16 protein-coding genes are annotated in these 16265 nt (G+C 66.2%); 7 read left to right on the forward strand and 9 right to left on the reverse strand.

The features are described 5' to 3' along the window. Positions 1 to 261 precede the first annotated feature (261 nt). Entirely contained in the window at positions 262 to 936 is a 675-nt protein-coding gene (locus G3N95_RS21555; RefSeq protein WP_205972094.1) for a response regulator transcription factor, read from the forward strand. Positions 937 to 1041: 105 nt separating this feature from the next. On the opposite strand, the gene G3N95_RS21560 is transcribed toward G3N95_RS21555, so the two are convergent. From G3N95_RS21560 to G3N95_RS21575, 4 genes are all read right to left on the reverse strand, one after another. After that, complete coding sequence (locus G3N95_RS21560) at positions 1042 to 2289, reverse strand: MFS transporter (protein WP_205972095.1); 1248 nt, start codon at positions 2287 to 2289, stop codon at positions 1042 to 1044. A gap of 104 nt (positions 2290 to 2393) precedes the next feature. Next, positions 2394 to 3332 (reverse strand): LysR substrate-binding domain-containing protein, encoded by a 939-nt coding sequence (locus tag G3N95_RS21565; protein WP_205972096.1) that lies wholly within the window; start codon positions 3330 to 3332, stop codon positions 2394 to 2396. Positions 3333 to 3437: 105 nt separating this feature from the next. Beyond that, positions 3438 to 3668, reverse strand: coding sequence for a zinc ribbon domain-containing protein (locus G3N95_RS21570; RefSeq protein WP_205972097.1), 231 nt, complete (start codon positions 3666 to 3668; stop codon positions 3438 to 3440). A gap of 39 nt (positions 3669 to 3707) precedes the next feature. Next, positions 3708 to 4028, reverse strand: a complete 321-nt coding sequence (locus tag G3N95_RS21575; protein WP_205972098.1) for an HNH endonuclease — start codon at positions 4026 to 4028, stop codon at positions 3708 to 3710. A gap of 128 nt (positions 4029 to 4156) precedes the next feature. Between G3N95_RS21575 and G3N95_RS21580 the strand changes: the two genes are divergently transcribed. After that, complete coding sequence (locus G3N95_RS21580; RefSeq protein ID WP_205972099.1) at positions 4157 to 4750, forward strand: SLATT domain-containing protein; 594 nt, start codon at positions 4157 to 4159, stop codon at positions 4748 to 4750. Positions 4751 to 4793: 43 nt separating this feature from the next. Here the strand turns inward: G3N95_RS21580 and G3N95_RS21585 are convergent, their stop codons facing one another. Beyond that, entirely contained in the window at positions 4794 to 5747 is a 954-nt protein-coding gene (locus G3N95_RS21585; protein ID WP_205972100.1) for a PTS sugar transporter subunit IIA, read from the reverse strand. 186 nt (positions 5748 to 5933) lie between these two features. Between G3N95_RS21585 and G3N95_RS21590 the strand changes: the two genes are divergently transcribed. The 3 genes from G3N95_RS21590 to G3N95_RS21600 all read left to right on the forward strand — a co-directional run bounded on the left by G3N95_RS21590 (position 5934) and on the right by G3N95_RS21600 (position 7939). Further along, positions 5934 to 6632: a glutathione S-transferase family protein gene (locus G3N95_RS21590; protein WP_205972101.1), complete on the forward strand. Its 699-nt coding sequence runs from the start codon at positions 5934 to 5936 to the stop codon at positions 6630 to 6632. A gap of 107 nt (positions 6633 to 6739) precedes the next feature. Then, positions 6740 to 7330, forward strand: a complete 591-nt coding sequence (locus G3N95_RS21595; protein WP_205972148.1) for a YSC84-related protein — start codon at positions 6740 to 6742, stop codon at positions 7328 to 7330. 87 nt (positions 7331 to 7417) lie between these two features. Continuing rightward, complete coding sequence (locus tag G3N95_RS21600; protein ID WP_205972102.1) at positions 7418 to 7939, forward strand: universal stress protein; 522 nt, start codon at positions 7418 to 7420, stop codon at positions 7937 to 7939. Between the two features lie 15 nt (positions 7940 to 7954). Here G3N95_RS21600 and G3N95_RS21605 read toward each other — a convergent pair whose 3' ends face one another. Genes G3N95_RS21605 through G3N95_RS21615 form a run of 3 tightly spaced genes read right to left on the reverse strand, consistent with a single transcriptional unit; the run spans position 7955 to position 13250 of the window. Continuing rightward, positions 7955 to 10795 (reverse strand): Hsp70 family protein, encoded by a 2841-nt coding sequence (locus G3N95_RS21605; protein ID WP_205972103.1) that lies wholly within the window; start codon positions 10793 to 10795, stop codon positions 7955 to 7957. A gap of 14 nt (positions 10796 to 10809) precedes the next feature. Then, entirely contained in the window at positions 10810 to 12669 is a 1860-nt protein-coding gene (locus G3N95_RS21610) for an Hsp70 family protein (RefSeq protein WP_205972104.1), read from the reverse strand. Next, positions 12666 to 13250 (reverse strand): DUF2760 domain-containing protein, encoded by a 585-nt coding sequence (locus tag G3N95_RS21615; protein ID WP_205972105.1) that lies wholly within the window; start codon positions 13248 to 13250, stop codon positions 12666 to 12668. The genes G3N95_RS21610 and G3N95_RS21615 overlap by 4 nt, the downstream gene beginning before the upstream one ends. A 359-nt stretch (positions 13251 to 13609) precedes the next feature. On the opposite strand from G3N95_RS21615, the gene G3N95_RS21620 reads away from it, so the two are divergent. Together G3N95_RS21620 and xth are read left to right on the forward strand one after the other, a co-directional pair. Beyond that, positions 13610 to 14017 carry a DUF3597 domain-containing protein gene (locus tag G3N95_RS21620; RefSeq protein ID WP_205972106.1) on the forward strand — a complete coding sequence of 136 codons (408 nt, stop codon included), beginning with the start codon at positions 13610 to 13612 and terminating at the stop codon, positions 14015 to 14017. 73 nt (positions 14018 to 14090) lie between these two features. Then, on the forward strand, positions 14091 to 15077 hold the full coding sequence (gene xth / locus G3N95_RS21625; RefSeq protein ID WP_205972107.1) for an exodeoxyribonuclease III: 987 nt from the start codon (positions 14091 to 14093) through the stop codon (positions 15075 to 15077). 28 nt (positions 15078 to 15105) lie between these two features. Here xth and G3N95_RS21630 read toward each other — a convergent pair whose 3' ends face one another. Next, positions 15106 to 16047 (reverse strand): TIGR03571 family LLM class oxidoreductase, encoded by a 942-nt coding sequence (locus tag G3N95_RS21630; RefSeq protein WP_205972108.1) that lies wholly within the window; start codon positions 16045 to 16047, stop codon positions 15106 to 15108. Positions 16048 to 16265: the final 218 nt, after the last annotated feature.

The raw sequence follows: 16265 nt of genomic DNA on the forward strand, positions 1-16265 counted from the left end.
GGCCCCTCTGGTTCTGGCACGGCAATGGGTGCAGGCCAGAATCCTTCGGCCGGCTGCGCAAGCGGTCGGCCTTTTTTGTCATCCCCTTGCGCGGCGTGGGCCATGCGGGCTCGGTTATCATGCGATCAGGCCGACGCGGGAGTGGGACGCGCCGGCGGCTACGGCCCGGAATCGCACACCGCCAGAGCAATGACGCCGCGCGGTCGATCGGTCCTCGCGCCGCAGCCGACGACAACGCTTCGTTGCTGTGGAAACGACATCATGCGAGTGCTACTGGTTGAAGACGATCTGCAGATCGGTCAAAGTCTGATGCGCGCGCTGCAGGACGCGGACTACAGCGTCGACTGGGTGCGCGACGGCAATGCGGGCAGCGCGGCCATCGCCGCCGCCGAATACACCGTCGTGCTGCTCGATCTCGGTTTGCCCGGCATGGGCGGCATCGAATTGCTGAAGACGGCGCGTAGCGCGGGCAATACGGTGCCCGTGCTGATCCTCACCGCACGCGACGATCTCGAAGCGCGCGTGCAAGGCCTCGACGTCGGCGCCGACGACTACGTGCTCAAACCCTTCGACGTGCCCGAACTGATGGCGCGCATGCGCGCCGTGCTGCGCCGCAAGGCGGGCTACGCGTCGTCGCGTCTCGGCGACGATGCGCTGAACCTCGATCTCGACAAGCGCACGCTGTGCTGCAACGGCGTGTCGTCGGTGCTGTCGGCGCGCGAATTCGCGCTGATGCTCGCGTTTCTCGAACGGCCCGGCACGATCCTGTCGCGCGATCAGCTCGAAGACAAGCTGTACGGCTGGGGCAAGGAAGTGGAGAGCAATGCCGTCGACGTGCTGATCCATTCCGTGCGCAAGAAGTTCGGACAAGCGGTGATCCGCAACGTGCGCGGCCTCGGGTGGACCGTGATGCTCGGCGACACGCCGAAAACCTGACGGCGCATGTCGTTGCGACGCGTGCAGTAAGCACGTAAAAAAGCGGACGGCGCAAGCCGTCCGCATAAAAAGCCGCTGCCGATACTGGCCGGCCTCTGGAAAGCATCACGCACGTGCAGGTTCTGCGCTCGCGTGAACGGTATCGTCGATGGGAAAATGCAGCAGCGCGGCGAACAGTCCCGCTAGCGCGGTCGCGGCCCAGATCGGCGTGTACGAACCCGTCGCGTCGAACACGTAGCCGCCGAGCCACGCGCCGAGAAACGAACCCAACTGGTGGCTGAGAAACACCACGCCGAACAGCGTGCCCAGATGCCGCGTGCCGAACACCTTGGCGATCAGGCCGCTGGTGAGCGGCACGGTGCCGAGCCAGGTCAGGCCCATCACGGCTGCGAACAGCACGACGGATAGCGTCGATTTCGGCAGCAGGAAGAACGCGGCAATCGTCGCACCGCGTATCAGATACAGCCAGCCGAGCACGTGCTGCTGACGAAACCGCCCGCCGAGCCAGCCGCAGGCCCAGCTGCCCGCCATGTTGAAGAGACCGATCAGCGCGAGCGCGGTTGCGCCGAGCCCCATGGGCATGTGGCACAGCGTCAGATAGCCGGGCAGATGCGTCGCGATGAACGCGAGCTGGAAGCCGCAGGTGAAGAAGCCGAGCGTCAGCAGCCGGTAGCCGCGATGCTGAGTCGCGTAAGCGAGCGTTTCGCGCAACGACACGGCAACGGGCGATGCAGCCGCCTGCGATGCGCGCGTGTCGCGCTGGCGGTCGAGCAGAATGCCGAACGGCGCCGCGACGAGCATCAGGAACGCGAGCGCGAAGAGCGACGTCGACACGCCCGACGTTTCGCGCACCAGTTGCGCGAACGGCACCATCAGCACCTGTCCAAGCGAGCCGCCCGCGCTCGCGATCCCCATCGCCATGCTGCGTTGCGCGGGTGTCGCGACGCGTCCGACGGCCGTGAGCACGACGCCGAACGTCGTGCAGCTCACGCCGATGCCGACCAGCAGCCCGAGCCCCGCGATCAGCGCGATACCGGAAGGCGCGCTCGCCGCCAGCGCGAGGCCTGCGGCGAAGGTCGTTGCGCCGAACGCGACCACGGGCGCGGCGCCGTAGCGGTCGGCGGCGGCGCCTGCGAACGGTTGCGCGAAGCCCCACACGAGATTGTGCAGCGCGATGGCAAACGCGATCAGCGTAACGGGCAGACCACGATCATATGAAAACGGCCCGATGAACAGGCCGAAGGTCTGGCGGATGCCCATTGCCGCGCTCAGGATCAGCGCGGCGGCGACGATCACATAGAACGTCGGGTTTTTCAGGGGGGCTGCATAAGCGGATGATCTGCTCGTCGACATGTTTCGTTTCCTCCTTGCCGCATCGTCGCAATAGCGATGCGGCACGACAAACGAAAAGTTTTCGGCGACGGGTGAAGAAAATTCACTCGTGATGAGCGCTGTTGCTAACGGCTGTCCGCAGCGGACGCGGTGAGGTCGTGTGTCGAGAAGTCTTCGAATGCCAGCGCTTCGTGCAACAGCCAGCGTTTGAACGCCTGCAACTCCGGCCGCTCGTCCGCGCCTTCCGAACCGACGAGCCAGTACGCCGTTTTTGCATCGACGCTCAGCGTGCTCGCTTCGACGAGCATGCCGGCATCGAGTTCGCGGTTCACGAGCGGCCGTCTGCCGATCGCGACGCCCATTCCCGTCGTCGCCGCTTCGAGCGCGAGCTGGATCGTGTCGAAGCGCAGACCGCCCGTCGCGTCGATATCGTGGATGCCCGCGCCGTCGAGCCACGCCTGCCAGTCGTCGCTCGCGGTATCGACGTGGATCAGCGTCGCGCGGCGCAAGTCGACGTCGCCGTGCGCGTCGAGCAATGTTTCGCGATACGCGGGACTGCACACGGGCACGAGCCTTTCGCCGAACAGCCGGTTCCAGTCGGTGCCGGGCACGGGGCCGCGACTCAGACGGATGCCGAAATCGAAGCCGTCGACGGGAAAGCCGACCTGACGGCGCGACGTATCGACGGACACATCGATGTTCGGCCACTGCGCGCGAAAGTCGTGCAGGCGCGGCACGAGCCAGCGTACGGCGAGCGTCGGCGCGCAGCTCACGGAGATCGTGCGATGCGTGCGGCCGTCGGGCAGCCGCTGCGTGCCGAGCAGGATCAGCGAAAACGCTTCGGCGATATAGGGAAAATACAGTTCGCCCGCAGGCGTCAGCGACAGCTTGCGAGGCTCGCGCACGAACAGCGCGACGCCGAGCGTCTCTTCGAGCGCGACGATGCCGTGACTCACCGCGCTCGGCGTGACGTTGAGTTCCGCGGCGGCGAGCTTGAAGCTGCCGAGCCGCGCGGCTGCCTCGAAGAAACGCAGCGAATTCAGCGGCGGCAGGCGTAGGGGCATGGCGCGACCTTCGGGCGGTGGAGGTGAGGGGGCGTCGTTGGCGTCAGGCGGCGCACGGACGCGATGCGGCTGTTCGAATGAAAAGGGCCCGCGTGGCCGGTCCGGTCACGGGCAGCATGAACAGCCGCGATGCCGCATTCCATAGCCGCCCTCGCTACCGGATGCGTCACCCGATGAGCCTCCCGAAGCACCGCCCAACAAAGCGGGCGCGCCGATCCGCACGCGTTCCGCGAGCGTGCCGCAGCGGGGGCAGGCAGCGGGCTCGTCGCGCTCGGCGATGCGCCGCACTGCTTCAAACGCGCCGCAATCGGCGCAGGTGTAGTCGTACACAGGCATAACTCGTTCCGTCGTCATCGCACGGTGCGCGATCGTGTTTCAGCGCTTGCGCCGGCTGCTGCGCGTGCGTTCATGAAACCCGACCGGCTTCGTGCGTACCCAGTTCACGAAAGCTCTGACTTGCTCATTGTCGAGCAGGCGATCGACCGATGCGTAGGTCGTGGCCAGCTCGCGCTCCGAAAAGAGCGCATGCAGCTGCCGATGGCAGATCCGGTGCAGCGCGACCGTTTCGCGGCCGCCTTCCGCCTTCGGGATCAGATGATGCTCGTCGCGCTGGTCAGGTGGAATCGCGCGGCCGCACAGCGGACAGACTTCATCCGGCGGCGGCCGATACCACGATTCCACTTCGCGCTTTGCCATCGATGCTCCTGCGATCCCGCCATCCCCTTATCCTACCAAGATTCGCCGGGGACGCCGGCGGGGCTCGCGACGTCGGCGTCACGCGGCGATGCTATGCTGGCCTCTCCCCGTCGAAGAAGGGCAATGGCATGACGATGCTCGATACGGATGCGCAGGCGCGCGCCGCTGCTGGCTCACGTTCCGATGCCGCTGCGGGCGTGCAGAGCGAATACAGGCCGCCCGCCAACGAGAACGAGCTGCTGTTGAAGTGGATCCGCCGCGCGCGCGAATCGCAGAAGAGCCACTACGACATGGCCGACCTGCTCGCCGCCCGCAACCGGCTGTTCGGTATCGGCGTGACGGTGCTGTCGGCCGTGGTCGGCACGACGGTGTTTCTGTCGCTGGTGGTATCGGAAGATTCGCCCTGGGGGCGGCTCGTCGTCGGACTGGTCAGCATTGCGGCGGCTGCGTCGGCGGCACTGCAGACGTTTCTGCGCTACGCGGAGCGGGCTGAAGCGCATCGCGCGGCGGGCGCGCGTTATGGCGCGGTGCGGCGCCGCCTCGAGGCAATCTATGCGGGCGACCCGGGCGCGCGCGACGGCCGCTATGTCAGCGAAGTGCGCGAGATGCTCGATCGTCTCGCGGAAGACGCACCGAGCGTGCCGCCGCGCGTGTTCCGGCGCACGCAGCACACGTTGCGCGATGCGGCGCTGCATGGCCGCGACGAAAACCGCTGGGAATGAAGCACGGTTAGCGCGCGGCGTTGCGCGGAGGAACGGTCGGTTCTCAGGCCCTGAGTTGTGCGCCGGATGCGTCGCCACGTGAGGTGGCGTGGGGTATCGCCGACGGCGGTCCGGACGCTTCAGCCGCGTTGGCGAACAGCCGGCAGACTTCGCTTGCACTGCCGCATGCATGCAGGCGCTCGCGAAAATGCTGATTGCAGAAGCGTTGCGCGACATCCGCGAGCAGATTCAGATGCATCGTGTTCGCGCCTTCGGGCACGAGCAGCGCAATGACGTCGCTGACGGGCTTCGCATCCGGTGCGTCGAAATCGAGCGGCACGCGCGGCCGCACATAGAGCACCACGGCGCTGAACAGGCCCGCAATCTGGCTGTGCGGCACGGCCACGCCTTGTCCGAGCCCGGTCGAGCCCAGCGCTTCGCGCGTGTTCAGGCCGTCGATCACCTGGCCGGCGGGCACGCCATAGCGGCTTTCGCAAAACGCGCCGAGTTGCGCGAAGAGTGCGTCGCGATCGGCAATGTCCGCATCGAGCAACACGTTGTCGGCGCTCAGCAGATGGTCGAGCGTGTCGATGCCGTCGTCTTCGCCTGCCCTGGCGGTCGTCTTCGCCGGACGCAGCACGCTCGCGGCATGAGCCCATGACGTCGCGCGCAGCAGATCGCGCCAGCCGTCCGTCGGAGTATCGGGAATCTCGAACAGATGACCGAATTGCGCAGCGGGCGCGATCTTCGTCACCTGCTGGATCGCACCGTTGACTGCGTCTTTCGGCAGATAGAGCGACAGTTGCACACGCTCCGTATGCGGCAACGTCGCGATCCGGATCGTCCACGGCTGGCCCGCGCAATCGCGCGTGAGCGCGCGGCGCAACGGCGTCACATGTTGCGCGTCGAGCGTCACGCGCATCATCACGCTGCGGCTTGCCGCGTGACGTCGCGAGGCCGGTTCGGGAGCGTGATGGATGCCGAAAATGGCGCGCAGGATCGCTCGGGTCTTCGTCATGCCCTTTCTCCAGACTGACATTAGGGCTAGCGTAGCGCGATTCGCATCAAAACCGAATAAAAAAGCACGTCCGCCGAATGTGGGCTGTCGCACGCGAAACGTCGCCGGAAGGTGTTAAAGAACGCATGCTGCAGCGCCACGCTTGCGCAGCCGGATCTCGAACCGATTCACATGGAGACTGCTTTCATGCTGACGCTCTACTCGTACCCCGATCTGTTCGGCGTCGCCGACAACAACGCGTTCGGGCTGAAGGTCTACGCGTTCATGCGGCTGTGCGGACTCGAATTCGAGCACCGGCACATTCTCGACACGTCGCATGCGCCGCGCGGCCAGTTGCCGTATCTGTCGGATGACGGCGAGACGGTCGGCGACAGCGACGCGATCATCGCGTATCTGAAGGACAAATACGATCTGCGGATCGACGCTGCGCTGTCGCAAGGGCAGACCGACCTCGACTTTCTGGTGCGCCGCACACTCGACGATCTCTACTGGCCGATGAGCTATTCGCGCTGGCGCGACGAACGCTATTGGCCGGCGTTTCGCGATGCCGTGCTGCGCGAGCACGCGGATGTCACGGCGAGCGCGCTCGAAGCCGCGCGCGAGTACAACCGGCAGCGCTATCACTATCAGGGCATCGGCCGCTACGATCCGGATCAGGTGTACGCGCGCGGGATCGGCGATCTGCGCGTCGTCGCCGATCTGCTCGGCGACAGCGGCTTCGTGTTCGGCCCGGAACCGGCGACCATCGACGCGGCGATTTACGGTTTTGTCGCGAACATTTACTTCTATGAAATCGACACGCCGCTGAAGGCGTATGTGATATCGCGGCCCGAGCTGGTTCGTCATTGCCTCGCGATGCACGAGCGTATCGCAGCGGAGGCTTGAGACAGGCGACGTAAGGAACTCCCGCGTCGCATTCGCTGTCATCGGATAGATCGCCATTCCCGATATCGGAATCAACAACGGAATCAAGCAAGGAACGAACAATGACAATGCACCGCCGCCGATTCATCGCGATGACCACCGCCACGCTCGCCACGGGCGGGCTGGCCCTTGCGGGCTGCACGACCACGGGGCCGTCGTCGGATGCGTCGCCCGAAGCGAATGCGGGCAAGCGCCAGTCGATCGACGCCGACGTCAATGCGACACTCACGCGCCTGTTCAACGCCATCGGCGGCTCGCGCGAACTCGCAGACAAGGCGCGCGGCATCCTCGTGTTTCCATCGGTGCTTTCGGCGGGCTTCTGGTTCGGCGGACAGTACGGGCAGGGCGCATTGCGCGTCGGCGGGCAGACGTCGGGCTACTACAGCATCGCGGCCGCGTCGTTCGGCTTGCAGATCGGCGCGCAATCCAAAGCGATCGTCATGCTGTTCATGACGGACGAGGCGCTCAGCAGCTTCACGCGCAGCCAGGGCTGGGCGGCGGGCGTCGATGCGACGGTCGCGCTCGTGAAGGTCGGCGCGAACGGCAATGTCGATACGTCGACGGCGATGAGTCCCGTCGAAGCATTCGTGCTGACCAATGGCGGGCTGATGGCGGGCGTGTCACTGGAAGGCTCGAAGATATCCCGTCTGATCATCTGATTCGTTCATTACGTCTTGCTCATTTGCCGCTAAGTCTCGCGTCGCATCATGCACTGCATGAACTGACGTACTGACGGAGGCACTCAAATGATCAAGCACATTCTGGTGGCGGTCGGCGCACACAGGAACGACCAAGTACTGAAGACGGCCATCGACAAGGCACGCCACACGGGCGCACGGCTGACGGCCGTGTATGTCGTCGACACAATGCCCTGGTGGGCGTTGGCGGGCGTCGAGTACGGCTGTCTCGACACGCTGCAGATGGTCGAGGAACTCGAACGCACGGTCGAACGCCGCTGCAACGAGACCTTCGAACTCGACGCGTGGGACATTCACACGCGTGCGATGACGGTGCCGCTGCACGGCGGCGTGGGCCGCACGATCGCGAGGCTCGCCGACGAACTCGACGCGGACATGGTCGTCGTCGGCGCGGGCCGTGGTCCGAAATGGCGCTTCTGGGAAGAGCGGATGAGCGACGTGATCGCGCGCTGCACGCGCCGCCCGGTGCTGATCGCGACGTCGGCGCAGGCACGTCAGGATCGGGATACAAAGGCGAGCGACGATGCCCGTCGCCATGCGCAAGGCCGGGCGAGCGCACAGCCGCTTTGAAAACCGCCTTGAAAACTACAGTCCGCCGATCAGCTTCAGCCCCGCCGGCAACGACTCGCCGAATACGCGGCCGCTGTCGGCATCGTCGAGCGTGACGGTCTCGCGGACCATCTGGATCCACGTGGGCGCCGCGCCGAGCGTTTCCAGCCGCCGTATCACGGCTTCGCGAGCGTCGTCGGGCAGATCGCGCGAACGGTCGCCCGTCATGCGCGACAGCTGCACGGCCGCGAACGCGGCGGGCTCGACTTTCTTCCAGTCGAGCGCGAGTACGGCGTCGAGCCACTCGCGTGCGACTTCGGGCGGCACGACGCCATGCGCGCTGCCATAGAACGGCAGGCGCGCGCCGATACGTCCGATCGCCCACCACGTCTGATGATTCTCCGAAGGCTTGCGCAGCCTCTCCAGCAACTGCTGCGCGAGCGCGATTTTCCGCTCGACGGAAATACGCTCCAGCGACGCCTGCACGCGAATCATGTCCGCATAGCCGACCTTCGCGGGATCGAACGGCAGCTTCTGTTTCCTGATGCTTGCCGCCTGCAGGAACTCCATCGCGTCGAGCAACTGCAACTGCGCATCCTCGTTCAGACCGCCCGCCGCGCGACGCCACAGCGTCCACCATTCGGACCAGACCTGGCTTTCCTGGATGTATTGAATGCCGTCGTCGAAGATCGACCACAACTGCTCGACACGCCATTCGTCGAGCGGATAGCCGAAGCCCGGCCGCAGGCAATACCCCGTGAGGTTGAGCCACAGCCGTTCGTGATCCGCCGAGCGCCGCCGGCGTTTCGCGCGCTCCCACAACGCGCCGAACAGTTCGCGCAGCAGCGCGACGTCCCAGTTGTCGCGTGCGCCGAGCGTCTGTTCGAGTTGCGCGCGCAGCCGCTTCACTTCGTTGGGTCCGACGTTCGACGAACGCGCGCCGAACGAACGCTCGATCAGTTCGATCGCATGATCGAGCTGCGGATGGCGTTGCGCTTCGCCTGGCGCATTTGCGCCGGCTTCATCCGTGGCTCCTGCTTCATCGCGGCGCAGCTCGAATTGCAGGAGCCACCTTTGCGAAGGATCATCGGTCGCGATGCACGTCACTTCGAGCGTGCCGACTTCCGTGATCGACGTGGTGATCCTGACGGCACGTTCGTCGGCATCCGATGCATGCCGGCGCTGCACGACGGTTGCGATGGGCGGCAGGCGGACGAAATCGCCTTGCGACAGATCGGCGAGTTCGCCAGGCGCGAAGCGCATATCGGCGACCGTCGACATCAGGTGAAAACGCACCGGCTGCCCGAGCCGCAGCGCGAACACGCGTTTGTCGAGATGCACTTCATGCGCTTCTTCCGTGCCGCGCGGCAGCAGGCAGATGCCCTGATCGCCGTCGAGCACGAGGAAATAGCTGCGCGCCGAGCCGCCGCCGATACGCGGCGCATTGCCCGCGCGCGCAAGACCATAAGCGACAGCGCCGCGCGCGACGGCGACATCGGGATGATCGTTCTGCAGCACATGCAACGGCTTGCCGCGCCATCCGCCGAGCGTGCCGGCGAGCCGCTGGGTCAGCGCCTGTGCACGGAACACGCCGCCGTTGAGCAACAGCGTGTCGGGCACGGCGAGCGTTTGATCGGCGGTGCTTTCGCCCGTCATACCCAGCGCGTCGCGGGACGGCGCCGCCAGCCGCTTCAGAAACGCCGCGACGTGGCGCGTGACGGCGGCATCGCTCGCATATGGCAGCCCGAATTCGACGATCGCCGCGCGCGAGCGCCGCGGCATCTCGTCGGCAGAGACCTGCGGAAAGAATCCGTCGACGACGACCTGTTCGATCTCGTCGCGCGTGAGATGTGTGGTGCGCGAACCGCCGATCACGCGCGAGCCCGAACCGAGCAGCGTGATCGCCACGGACGCGGGCGCGTTCGTATCGAGCAACTGTTCCTTCGCGACGCGGCAGCGCTCGACGAGTTGCGACAGGCTCGCTGCCGACAGCCGTGCCTGGCCGTCCTGCGCTGCGCCAAGCCGTGTCTCGGCGAGGCGCGCGAGCGCGAGATCCATGTTGTCGCCGCCGAGCATCAGATGATTGCCGACGCCGATGCGCGTCAGTTGCGGCTCGCCGTTCGCGTCGACATGAACCTTGATCAGCGTGAGATCGGTCGTGCCGCCGCCGACGTCGCAGATCAGCACGAGCTTCGTGTCGGCCAGTTCGGCGCCGAGGTTCGCGCGATGATGGAACAACCAGTCGTAGAAGGCGGCCTGAGGTTCTTCGAGCAGCCGCAGCTCGGGCAGCTTCGCGAGACGCGCGGCTTCGAGGGTCAACGCGCGCGCGCCTTCGTCGAACGATGCGGGCACCGTGAGCACGACGTTCTGCTGTTCGAGCGGCGCATCGGGAAAGCGCGTGTTCCAGGCCGCGCGCACGTGCGCAAGGTAGCTCGCGCTCGCGGCGACGGGCGAGATTTTGGCGACTTCGTCGGGCGCACCCCACGGCAGGATGGGCGCGAGCCGGTCCACCGAGGCATGCGACAGCCAGCTTTTCGCGCTCGTGACGAGCCGTCCCGGCACCTGCGCGCCGAGCGTGCGCGCAAGCTGGCCGATGACGGGCGGCGGCGCATCGCCGGGCTGCAGGTCGGTGCGCGACCAGGGCAGTTGCAGATCGCCCGGATTCAGCTCGCCCGCAGCCGCGTGATAGCGCACGGACGGCAGCAGCGGCCGCGCGCCCACTTCGCCGGGCGCGACCAGTTGCTCGACGTCGAACACGCGGATGTCGTCGGAACCTCTCTCCACATACGCGACGACCGTGTTGCTCGTGCCGAGATCGATGCCGACCGTGTAGCGGCTCGCCGGCCGCCGTTGTTCGCCCTTCAGCTTGCCCTTCATCGAAGCCTTGCGGGTCAGCCTTGCGCGCCGCCGCGCACGTCGAACTCGACTTTCCAGCGCTCGTCCGTGCCGCGCGGAATCGCTTCGAGTTCGAGTGTGCCCGCTTCCGTCACGCGCGCGTGCAGCTTGACGGGCACGACTTCGCCGACGGTGCGGCCGTCGGCGGGCAGCGTCGCCTGAATCTCTTCGAGTTCCTGCAGTTCGTCGGGCGACCAGTAGTCGAGCATCGTGCCGACCTGATCGAGCCGCCGCACCGACGAGCCGAAGAAGCGGAAGTGCACCGGCTCGCCGACGACAAGGCCGAACTCCTGTTCCGGCAGCGGCGCGTCGGTGCCTTCCTCCATACCGAACGGCGCGACGCACAGCGCGGAAATGGGCGGCTCCATGCCGGGCACGGCGGGCATCGCCGATTCGATCGCGACGTAGTACGCGCGTGCAGTGCCGCCGCGAATGCGCACGCCGCGGCCGCGCTTCACGTAGCCGTAATAGGCGGCGCCGCGCGCGACGGCGAGGTCGAGGTCCGCGCCTTCGAGCAGGCGCGCGGGCGCGCCGCCATCGGCTGCGAGCCAGCCGTTGAGCGTCGACATGATGCGCTCGACGAGCAGCGGCGACTTGAACACGCCGCCGTTGAACAGCACGGCCGTCGGATGGAGGAACGTCGTATTGGCTTCGAGCGGCTGCTGGCCGGATCCCTGCATGCCTTGCAATTCCGCGAGCGCCGCGACCTGGCGCCCGAGAAACGCGGCGAGATGGCGCGTGACGCCCGCGTCCTGCGCGTACGGCAGGCCGAGTTGCGTGAGACCGGCGCGCGTGCGGGCGACGGGCCGCGCGCTCGCGTCGACTTGCGGGAAGAAGCCTTCGAGGATCGTCTGCGTGAGTTCGTCGCGCGTCAGCTCGGTGCGGATCGAGCCGCCGATCAGTTTCGAACCGCGGCTCGGCACGACGAGGGGAACGGTATCCGTCGACGGATCGGACAGCAGCGTTTCCTTCGCGCCGCGGCAGGCGTAGGTGAGGGCGCGCAGCTGCCACGGATCGGCCTGCGTGCCTTGCGACGCCAGCTTGCGCGCGACGACGTGCGCGAGCGCGAGGTCCATGTTGTCGCCGCCGAGCAGGATGTGCTCGCCGACGGCGACGCGATGCAGTTCGAGATTGCCGTCGCGCTCGATCACGGCGATCAGCGAGAGGTCGGTCGTACCGCCGCCGACGTCGACGACGAGGATGATGTCGCCGAGCTTGACCTGCTTGCGCCAGCCGCCCGTGCTCTTCTGGATCCAGCTATAGAGCGCGGCCTGCGGCTCTTCGAGCAGCGTCATCTGGCCGTAGCCGGCGGCGTTGGCGGCTTCCGCCGTCAGTTCGCGCGCGGCGGGGTCGAACGAGGCGGGAATCGTCACCGTGATTTCCTGCTGGTCGAACGGCGCGTCGGGATGCGCGTGGTTCCATGCTTCGCGCAGGTGCGTCAGATAGCGCACCGAGCTTTCGAGGGGCGACACGCGGGCGACTTCGGGCGGCGCGTCGCTGGGCAGGATCGCCGCGCGGCGGTCGACGCCCGGGTGGCACAGCCAGCTCTTCGCGCTCGACACCAGCCGGATCGGCGTGCCTGCGCCACGTGTGCGCGCCATCTCGCCCACCACGAAATTGCGCTCGCCCGTCCACGGCAGCGCAAGGTCGCCCGCCGTCAGCTCGCTTTCGTGCGGCAGATACAGAAACGACGGCAGCAGATCGAGGTCTTCGAGCGCGCCGGGCGCGGTCAGTTGCGTGACGGGCATTACCTGCTGATCGGTCTTCTCGCCGTCGCTGGCGGCGAGATCGACATACGACAGCGCGCAGTGCGTCGTGCCCAGATCGATGCCGATCGAATAGCGCGGATCGCTCATAGTTCCACCTCCGCAGGGGCGAGCACGGTGGCGTCGTGGCTTTGCGTGAGCTTCGGCAGACGCACCTCGGCGGCGCGCCAGCCGCGATGGCTGATGCTGCCCGAGAACGGCGCCTTGCCGACGACGTTGCCCGTCAGGCGGATGGCCGTCGCGTCGAAGCCTTCATTGATGGTCACGCGGCTGCCTTCGGCTTCGTCGCGCACCGGCTTGATCGTGAAGTGCTCGCGCAGCGTCGCGCGGCAGCCGTCATGGACGAGGCGCGCGGCCGCGCCGATGTCGGCGTCCGAATACTTCGCGATGTCTTCCTCGACGAAATCGATGAAGCGCGCATCGCGCTGCAGGAGGCCGAGCAGTTGCAGCGCGGCTTCGGGCGTGGCCTCCTTGATGACGACGGGAGCGGGAGCCGGCGCGGGTGCAGGCGGCGTCACGGGCGTGGCCGCCGGAGCCGGGGTCGGGGCGGGCACGGTGCCGCTGCGCAGGCGCAACACGCTCGCTGCGAACTCGCGGTCGCCCAGAATGCTGAAAAACGTGCCGAAAGCAAGCGACAGCCTGCCCAGCAACGAAACGTTCGGTTCGGTCATGAAAGATCGCTCCTGATTCTTTGGATACTGCTGCGTCGCGCCCGGTTGGTGCACAGGGTTCGCGCGGCCGCGTGGGATTCGGGGCGGATGGCCGTGGCCGCCGCAAACGGGCGGACGCGCAGTCGCTGATTCCGCGTCAAAACCCGTATTTTGCCTTGTTGTGAGCCTTCGCCGGTTCAGAGTCCGATCAGAGTCCGATTCCTGCGCAAGATTGGCGGCCGGATTTTACGTCCTCAAGAAAGATTGAGCGGCATGGCGCTGTCATTTTTTTCGGCGAGGATAATGGTTCGCCCGCGTGCAAGCGATGCGCGTCGGCCTTGCCACGCTGACACCTTCAACCGATTGTCCGGAGGAAAGCCATGAGCATTTTCAGCACCATCCTGAGCAAGATCTTCCCGTCGAGCCATCCTGCCGTGCAGGCCGCCGCGGCACCCGATGCGGCGCCTGTCGCGGATGCCGCGCCTGATTCGCCGCCCGCCGATGCGGCGCCTGCGGCGGCACCCGCCGAGCCTGTCGATGTCGAGGCGATCCTGACGGCGCTCGCTGACCAGAACCCGGAGAAGCTGAACTGGCGCACGTCGATCGTCGATCTGATGAAGCTGCTGGACCTGGACAGCAGCCTCGCCGCGCGCAAGCAGCTCGCGGAGGAGCTGGACTACAGCGGCGACACCGGCGATTCGGCTTCGATGAACATCTGGCTGCACAAGCAGGTGATGACGAAGCTGGCGGAAAACGGCGGCAAGGTGCCGGACGACCTGAAGAACTGAGCCCGGCTGTCGTGGCGGCCCGCCGCGGCCAGCATCCGCTCGCGGGTATGCGACTTGCGAAGCCGCGGGGATCATGAAGCTCGCCACGTTCAACATCAACGGCATCCGTTCGCGGCTGCCGGCCTTGCTCGCATGGCTCGAACGGGAATCGCCCGATGTCGTGTGTCTTCAAGAGTTGAAGGCGCCCGACGCGGGCTTCCCCGAAGCCGAACTCAACCATGCCGGTTATGGCGCGATCTGGCATGGGCAGGTGTCGTGGAACGGCGTCGCGATTCTCGCGAAAGACACCCAGCCGGTCGAAACCCGCCGGGGCCTGCCCGGCGATCCCGACGATACGCATAGCCGTTACATCGAGGCGGCCGTCGACGGTGTGCTGATCGGCTGTCTGTATCTGCCCAACGGCAATCCGCAGCCGGGGCCGAAATTCGACTACAAGCTCGCGTGGTTCGAGCGGCTCATCGTGTATGCGAAGAAGCTGCTCGACAGCGGGCATCCCGTCGTGCTCGCGGGCGACTACAACGTCGTGCCCACCGATTTCGATATCTACAATCCGCGCTCGTGGCTCAAGGATGCACTGCTGCAACCGGAAAGCCGCGCGTGCTATGCCCGGTTGCTCGAACAAGGCTGGACGGATGCGTTGCGCGCGCGCTTTCCCGACGAGCAGATCTTTACGTTCTGGGATTATTTCCGGCAGCACTGGGAGCGCAATTCGGGTTTGCGCATCGATCACCTGCTGTTGAACGAGACGGTGACGGCCATGATGCGCGACGCAGGTGTCGACCGATGGGTGCGAGGCGAGCCGCATGCGAGCGACCATGCGCCAGCGTGGGTTGTGCTCGATCTCGGAGGGGCGGCGGGGGGTGTGAAGAAAACTGCAGTGAAGAAGAGTGCGGTGAAGAAAACTGCAGTGAAGAAAAGTGCAGTGAAGAAAAGTGCAGTGAAGAAAAGTGCAGAGAACAAGAGTGCAGTGAATGAAGCTGCATCGGGGAGCACGACGGCTGCAAAAAAGAGCACTGCCCGATCGACCCGCGCTGCTGCGTCAAAGAAGACCGGAAAATAACTTCACGTCCGACCGAACGACACGGCCATCAGTCGTGAAATGCAGGCAGCACGTCGGCGGCCAGTTCCGCCATCGCGTCGCGCACGGGCCGCTCCGATGCCAGGTTCAGCGTCACATGATGTGTGCCCGTTTCGCGCATGTCGGCCAGCAGCGCGAGCAATGCATGCCGTCCCGCGCGATAGCCGAGCGATAACGGCGTCGCAGGCTCATGTGGATCGTCGCTGAGATCGAGCCGCATCGCGACGCCGAATGCGCGAAACGCCGGCACGGGCAGACGCTCCACGGCCGCGCGCCACATGCTGTGTCTTGAGCGCTGCGTCTCCGGCTCGCGGTGATAGGTCATCCAGCCGATCGAATGCCGCGCAATCCAGTCGACGCTCTGTCCGCCCGATCCGACGGCGAGCATCGGCACGGGCAACGGCGGCCGTGGCAGCAGCATGAATTCGGGTGCATCTTCTGGCCGCAGATCAGGTATCACGCGTGGGGCTTCCCCCAGCGCTGCCGCGACCGTCTCCCAGTGCGCGCGATACAGTTCGCGGCGCGCTTCGGCATCGCGTCCGAACGCCGCGTACTCGGGCGGCCGGTCGCCCGAACCGAGGCCCAGGATGAAGCGGCCATTCGACAGGGCCTGCACCGACCCCGCACTCTTCGCGATATGCAACGGATGACGCAGCGTCAGCACGATCGCGCCGCTTGCGAGCGCGATCCGCGTCGTATGCGACGCCAGCGCGCCGAGCAGTACCCAAGGGTCGAGATGGCCGACGGGGTCGGGATAGTCGGCGCTGTTCAACGGCACGTCGCGCACCCACAGTGCGCGAAATCCGAGCGTGTCGGCGAGTGTCGCGAGCGCGACCTGCTCGCGGAAGTCCGCGACGATCGTTCCCGCGCGCAAGAGCGGCAGCGTCAGTCCGATCGACAGGCGGCCTGCTGAAAATACCCGGCGATCGATAGTGGCTTCGACAGTGGTCATCGTCGGTGCGCCGCGCTCGCCTCGTCACGAGGCGGCATGTGCCGGCGGCAATTGAGCGGAAGCTGATCCTAGCATCGCCCGGCGAATCCCACCCGCCAGTGGACACACAACCGCTGAAAGCGGCATGGATAAAGGCTGCGGCGTGTCCGCACGCGATTTCCGATTGTTTGAAATTTGGGAACTGTGATTTCAATCTATGAGCATAGAAATTCGATAGC

This window comes from Paraburkholderia sp. Tr-20389, from assembly GCF_017104565.1.
Taxonomy (GTDB): Bacteria; Pseudomonadota; Gammaproteobacteria; order Burkholderiales; family Burkholderiaceae; genus Paraburkholderia.

What these genes read in the sequence shown, in the direction of transcription:
- G3N95_RS21605 (WP_205972103.1), bottom strand. Translation starts at nt 10,795, where the DNA reads ATGAAGGGCAAGCTGAAGGGCGAACAACGGCGGCCGGCGAGCCGCTAC.
- G3N95_RS21585 (WP_205972100.1), bottom strand. Translation starts at nt 5,747, where the DNA reads ATGACGAAGACCCGAGCGATCCTGCGCGCCATTTTCGGCATCCATCAC.
- G3N95_RS21600 (WP_205972102.1), top strand. Translation starts at nt 7,418, where the DNA reads ATGATCAAGCACATTCTGGTGGCGGTCGGCGCACACAGGAACGACCAA.
- G3N95_RS21610 (WP_205972104.1), bottom strand. Translation starts at nt 12,669, where the DNA reads ATGAGCGATCCGCGCTATTCGATCGGCATCGATCTGGGCACGACGCAC.
- G3N95_RS21595 (WP_205972148.1), top strand. Translation starts at nt 6,740, where the DNA reads ATGCACCGCCGCCGATTCATCGCGATGACCACCGCCACGCTCGCCACG.
- G3N95_RS21615 (WP_205972105.1), bottom strand. Translation starts at nt 13,250, where the DNA reads ATGACCGAACCGAACGTTTCGTTGCTGGGCAGGCTGTCGCTTGCTTTC.
- G3N95_RS21580 (WP_205972099.1), top strand. Translation starts at nt 4,157, where the DNA reads ATGACGATGCTCGATACGGATGCGCAGGCGCGCGCCGCTGCTGGCTCA.
- G3N95_RS21630 (WP_205972108.1), bottom strand. Translation starts at nt 16,047, where the DNA reads ATGACCACTGTCGAAGCCACTATCGATCGCCGGGTATTTTCAGCAGGC.
- G3N95_RS21570 (WP_205972097.1), bottom strand. Translation starts at nt 3,668, where the DNA reads ATGCCTGTGTACGACTACACCTGCGCCGATTGCGGCGCGTTTGAAGCA.
- xth (WP_205972107.1), top strand. Translation starts at nt 14,091, where the DNA reads ATGAAGCTCGCCACGTTCAACATCAACGGCATCCGTTCGCGGCTGCCG.
- G3N95_RS21555 (WP_205972094.1), top strand. Translation starts at nt 262, where the DNA reads ATGCGAGTGCTACTGGTTGAAGACGATCTGCAGATCGGTCAAAGTCTG.
- G3N95_RS21565 (WP_205972096.1), bottom strand. Translation starts at nt 3,332, where the DNA reads ATGCCCCTACGCCTGCCGCCGCTGAATTCGCTGCGTTTCTTCGAGGCA.
- G3N95_RS21575 (WP_205972098.1), bottom strand. Translation starts at nt 4,028, where the DNA reads ATGGCAAAGCGCGAAGTGGAATCGTGGTATCGGCCGCCGCCGGATGAA.
- G3N95_RS21620 (WP_205972106.1), top strand. Translation starts at nt 13,610, where the DNA reads ATGAGCATTTTCAGCACCATCCTGAGCAAGATCTTCCCGTCGAGCCAT.
- G3N95_RS21560 (WP_205972095.1), bottom strand. Translation starts at nt 2,289, where the DNA reads ATGTCGACGAGCAGATCATCCGCTTATGCAGCCCCCCTGAAAAACCCG.
- G3N95_RS21590 (WP_205972101.1), top strand. Translation starts at nt 5,934, where the DNA reads ATGCTGACGCTCTACTCGTACCCCGATCTGTTCGGCGTCGCCGACAAC.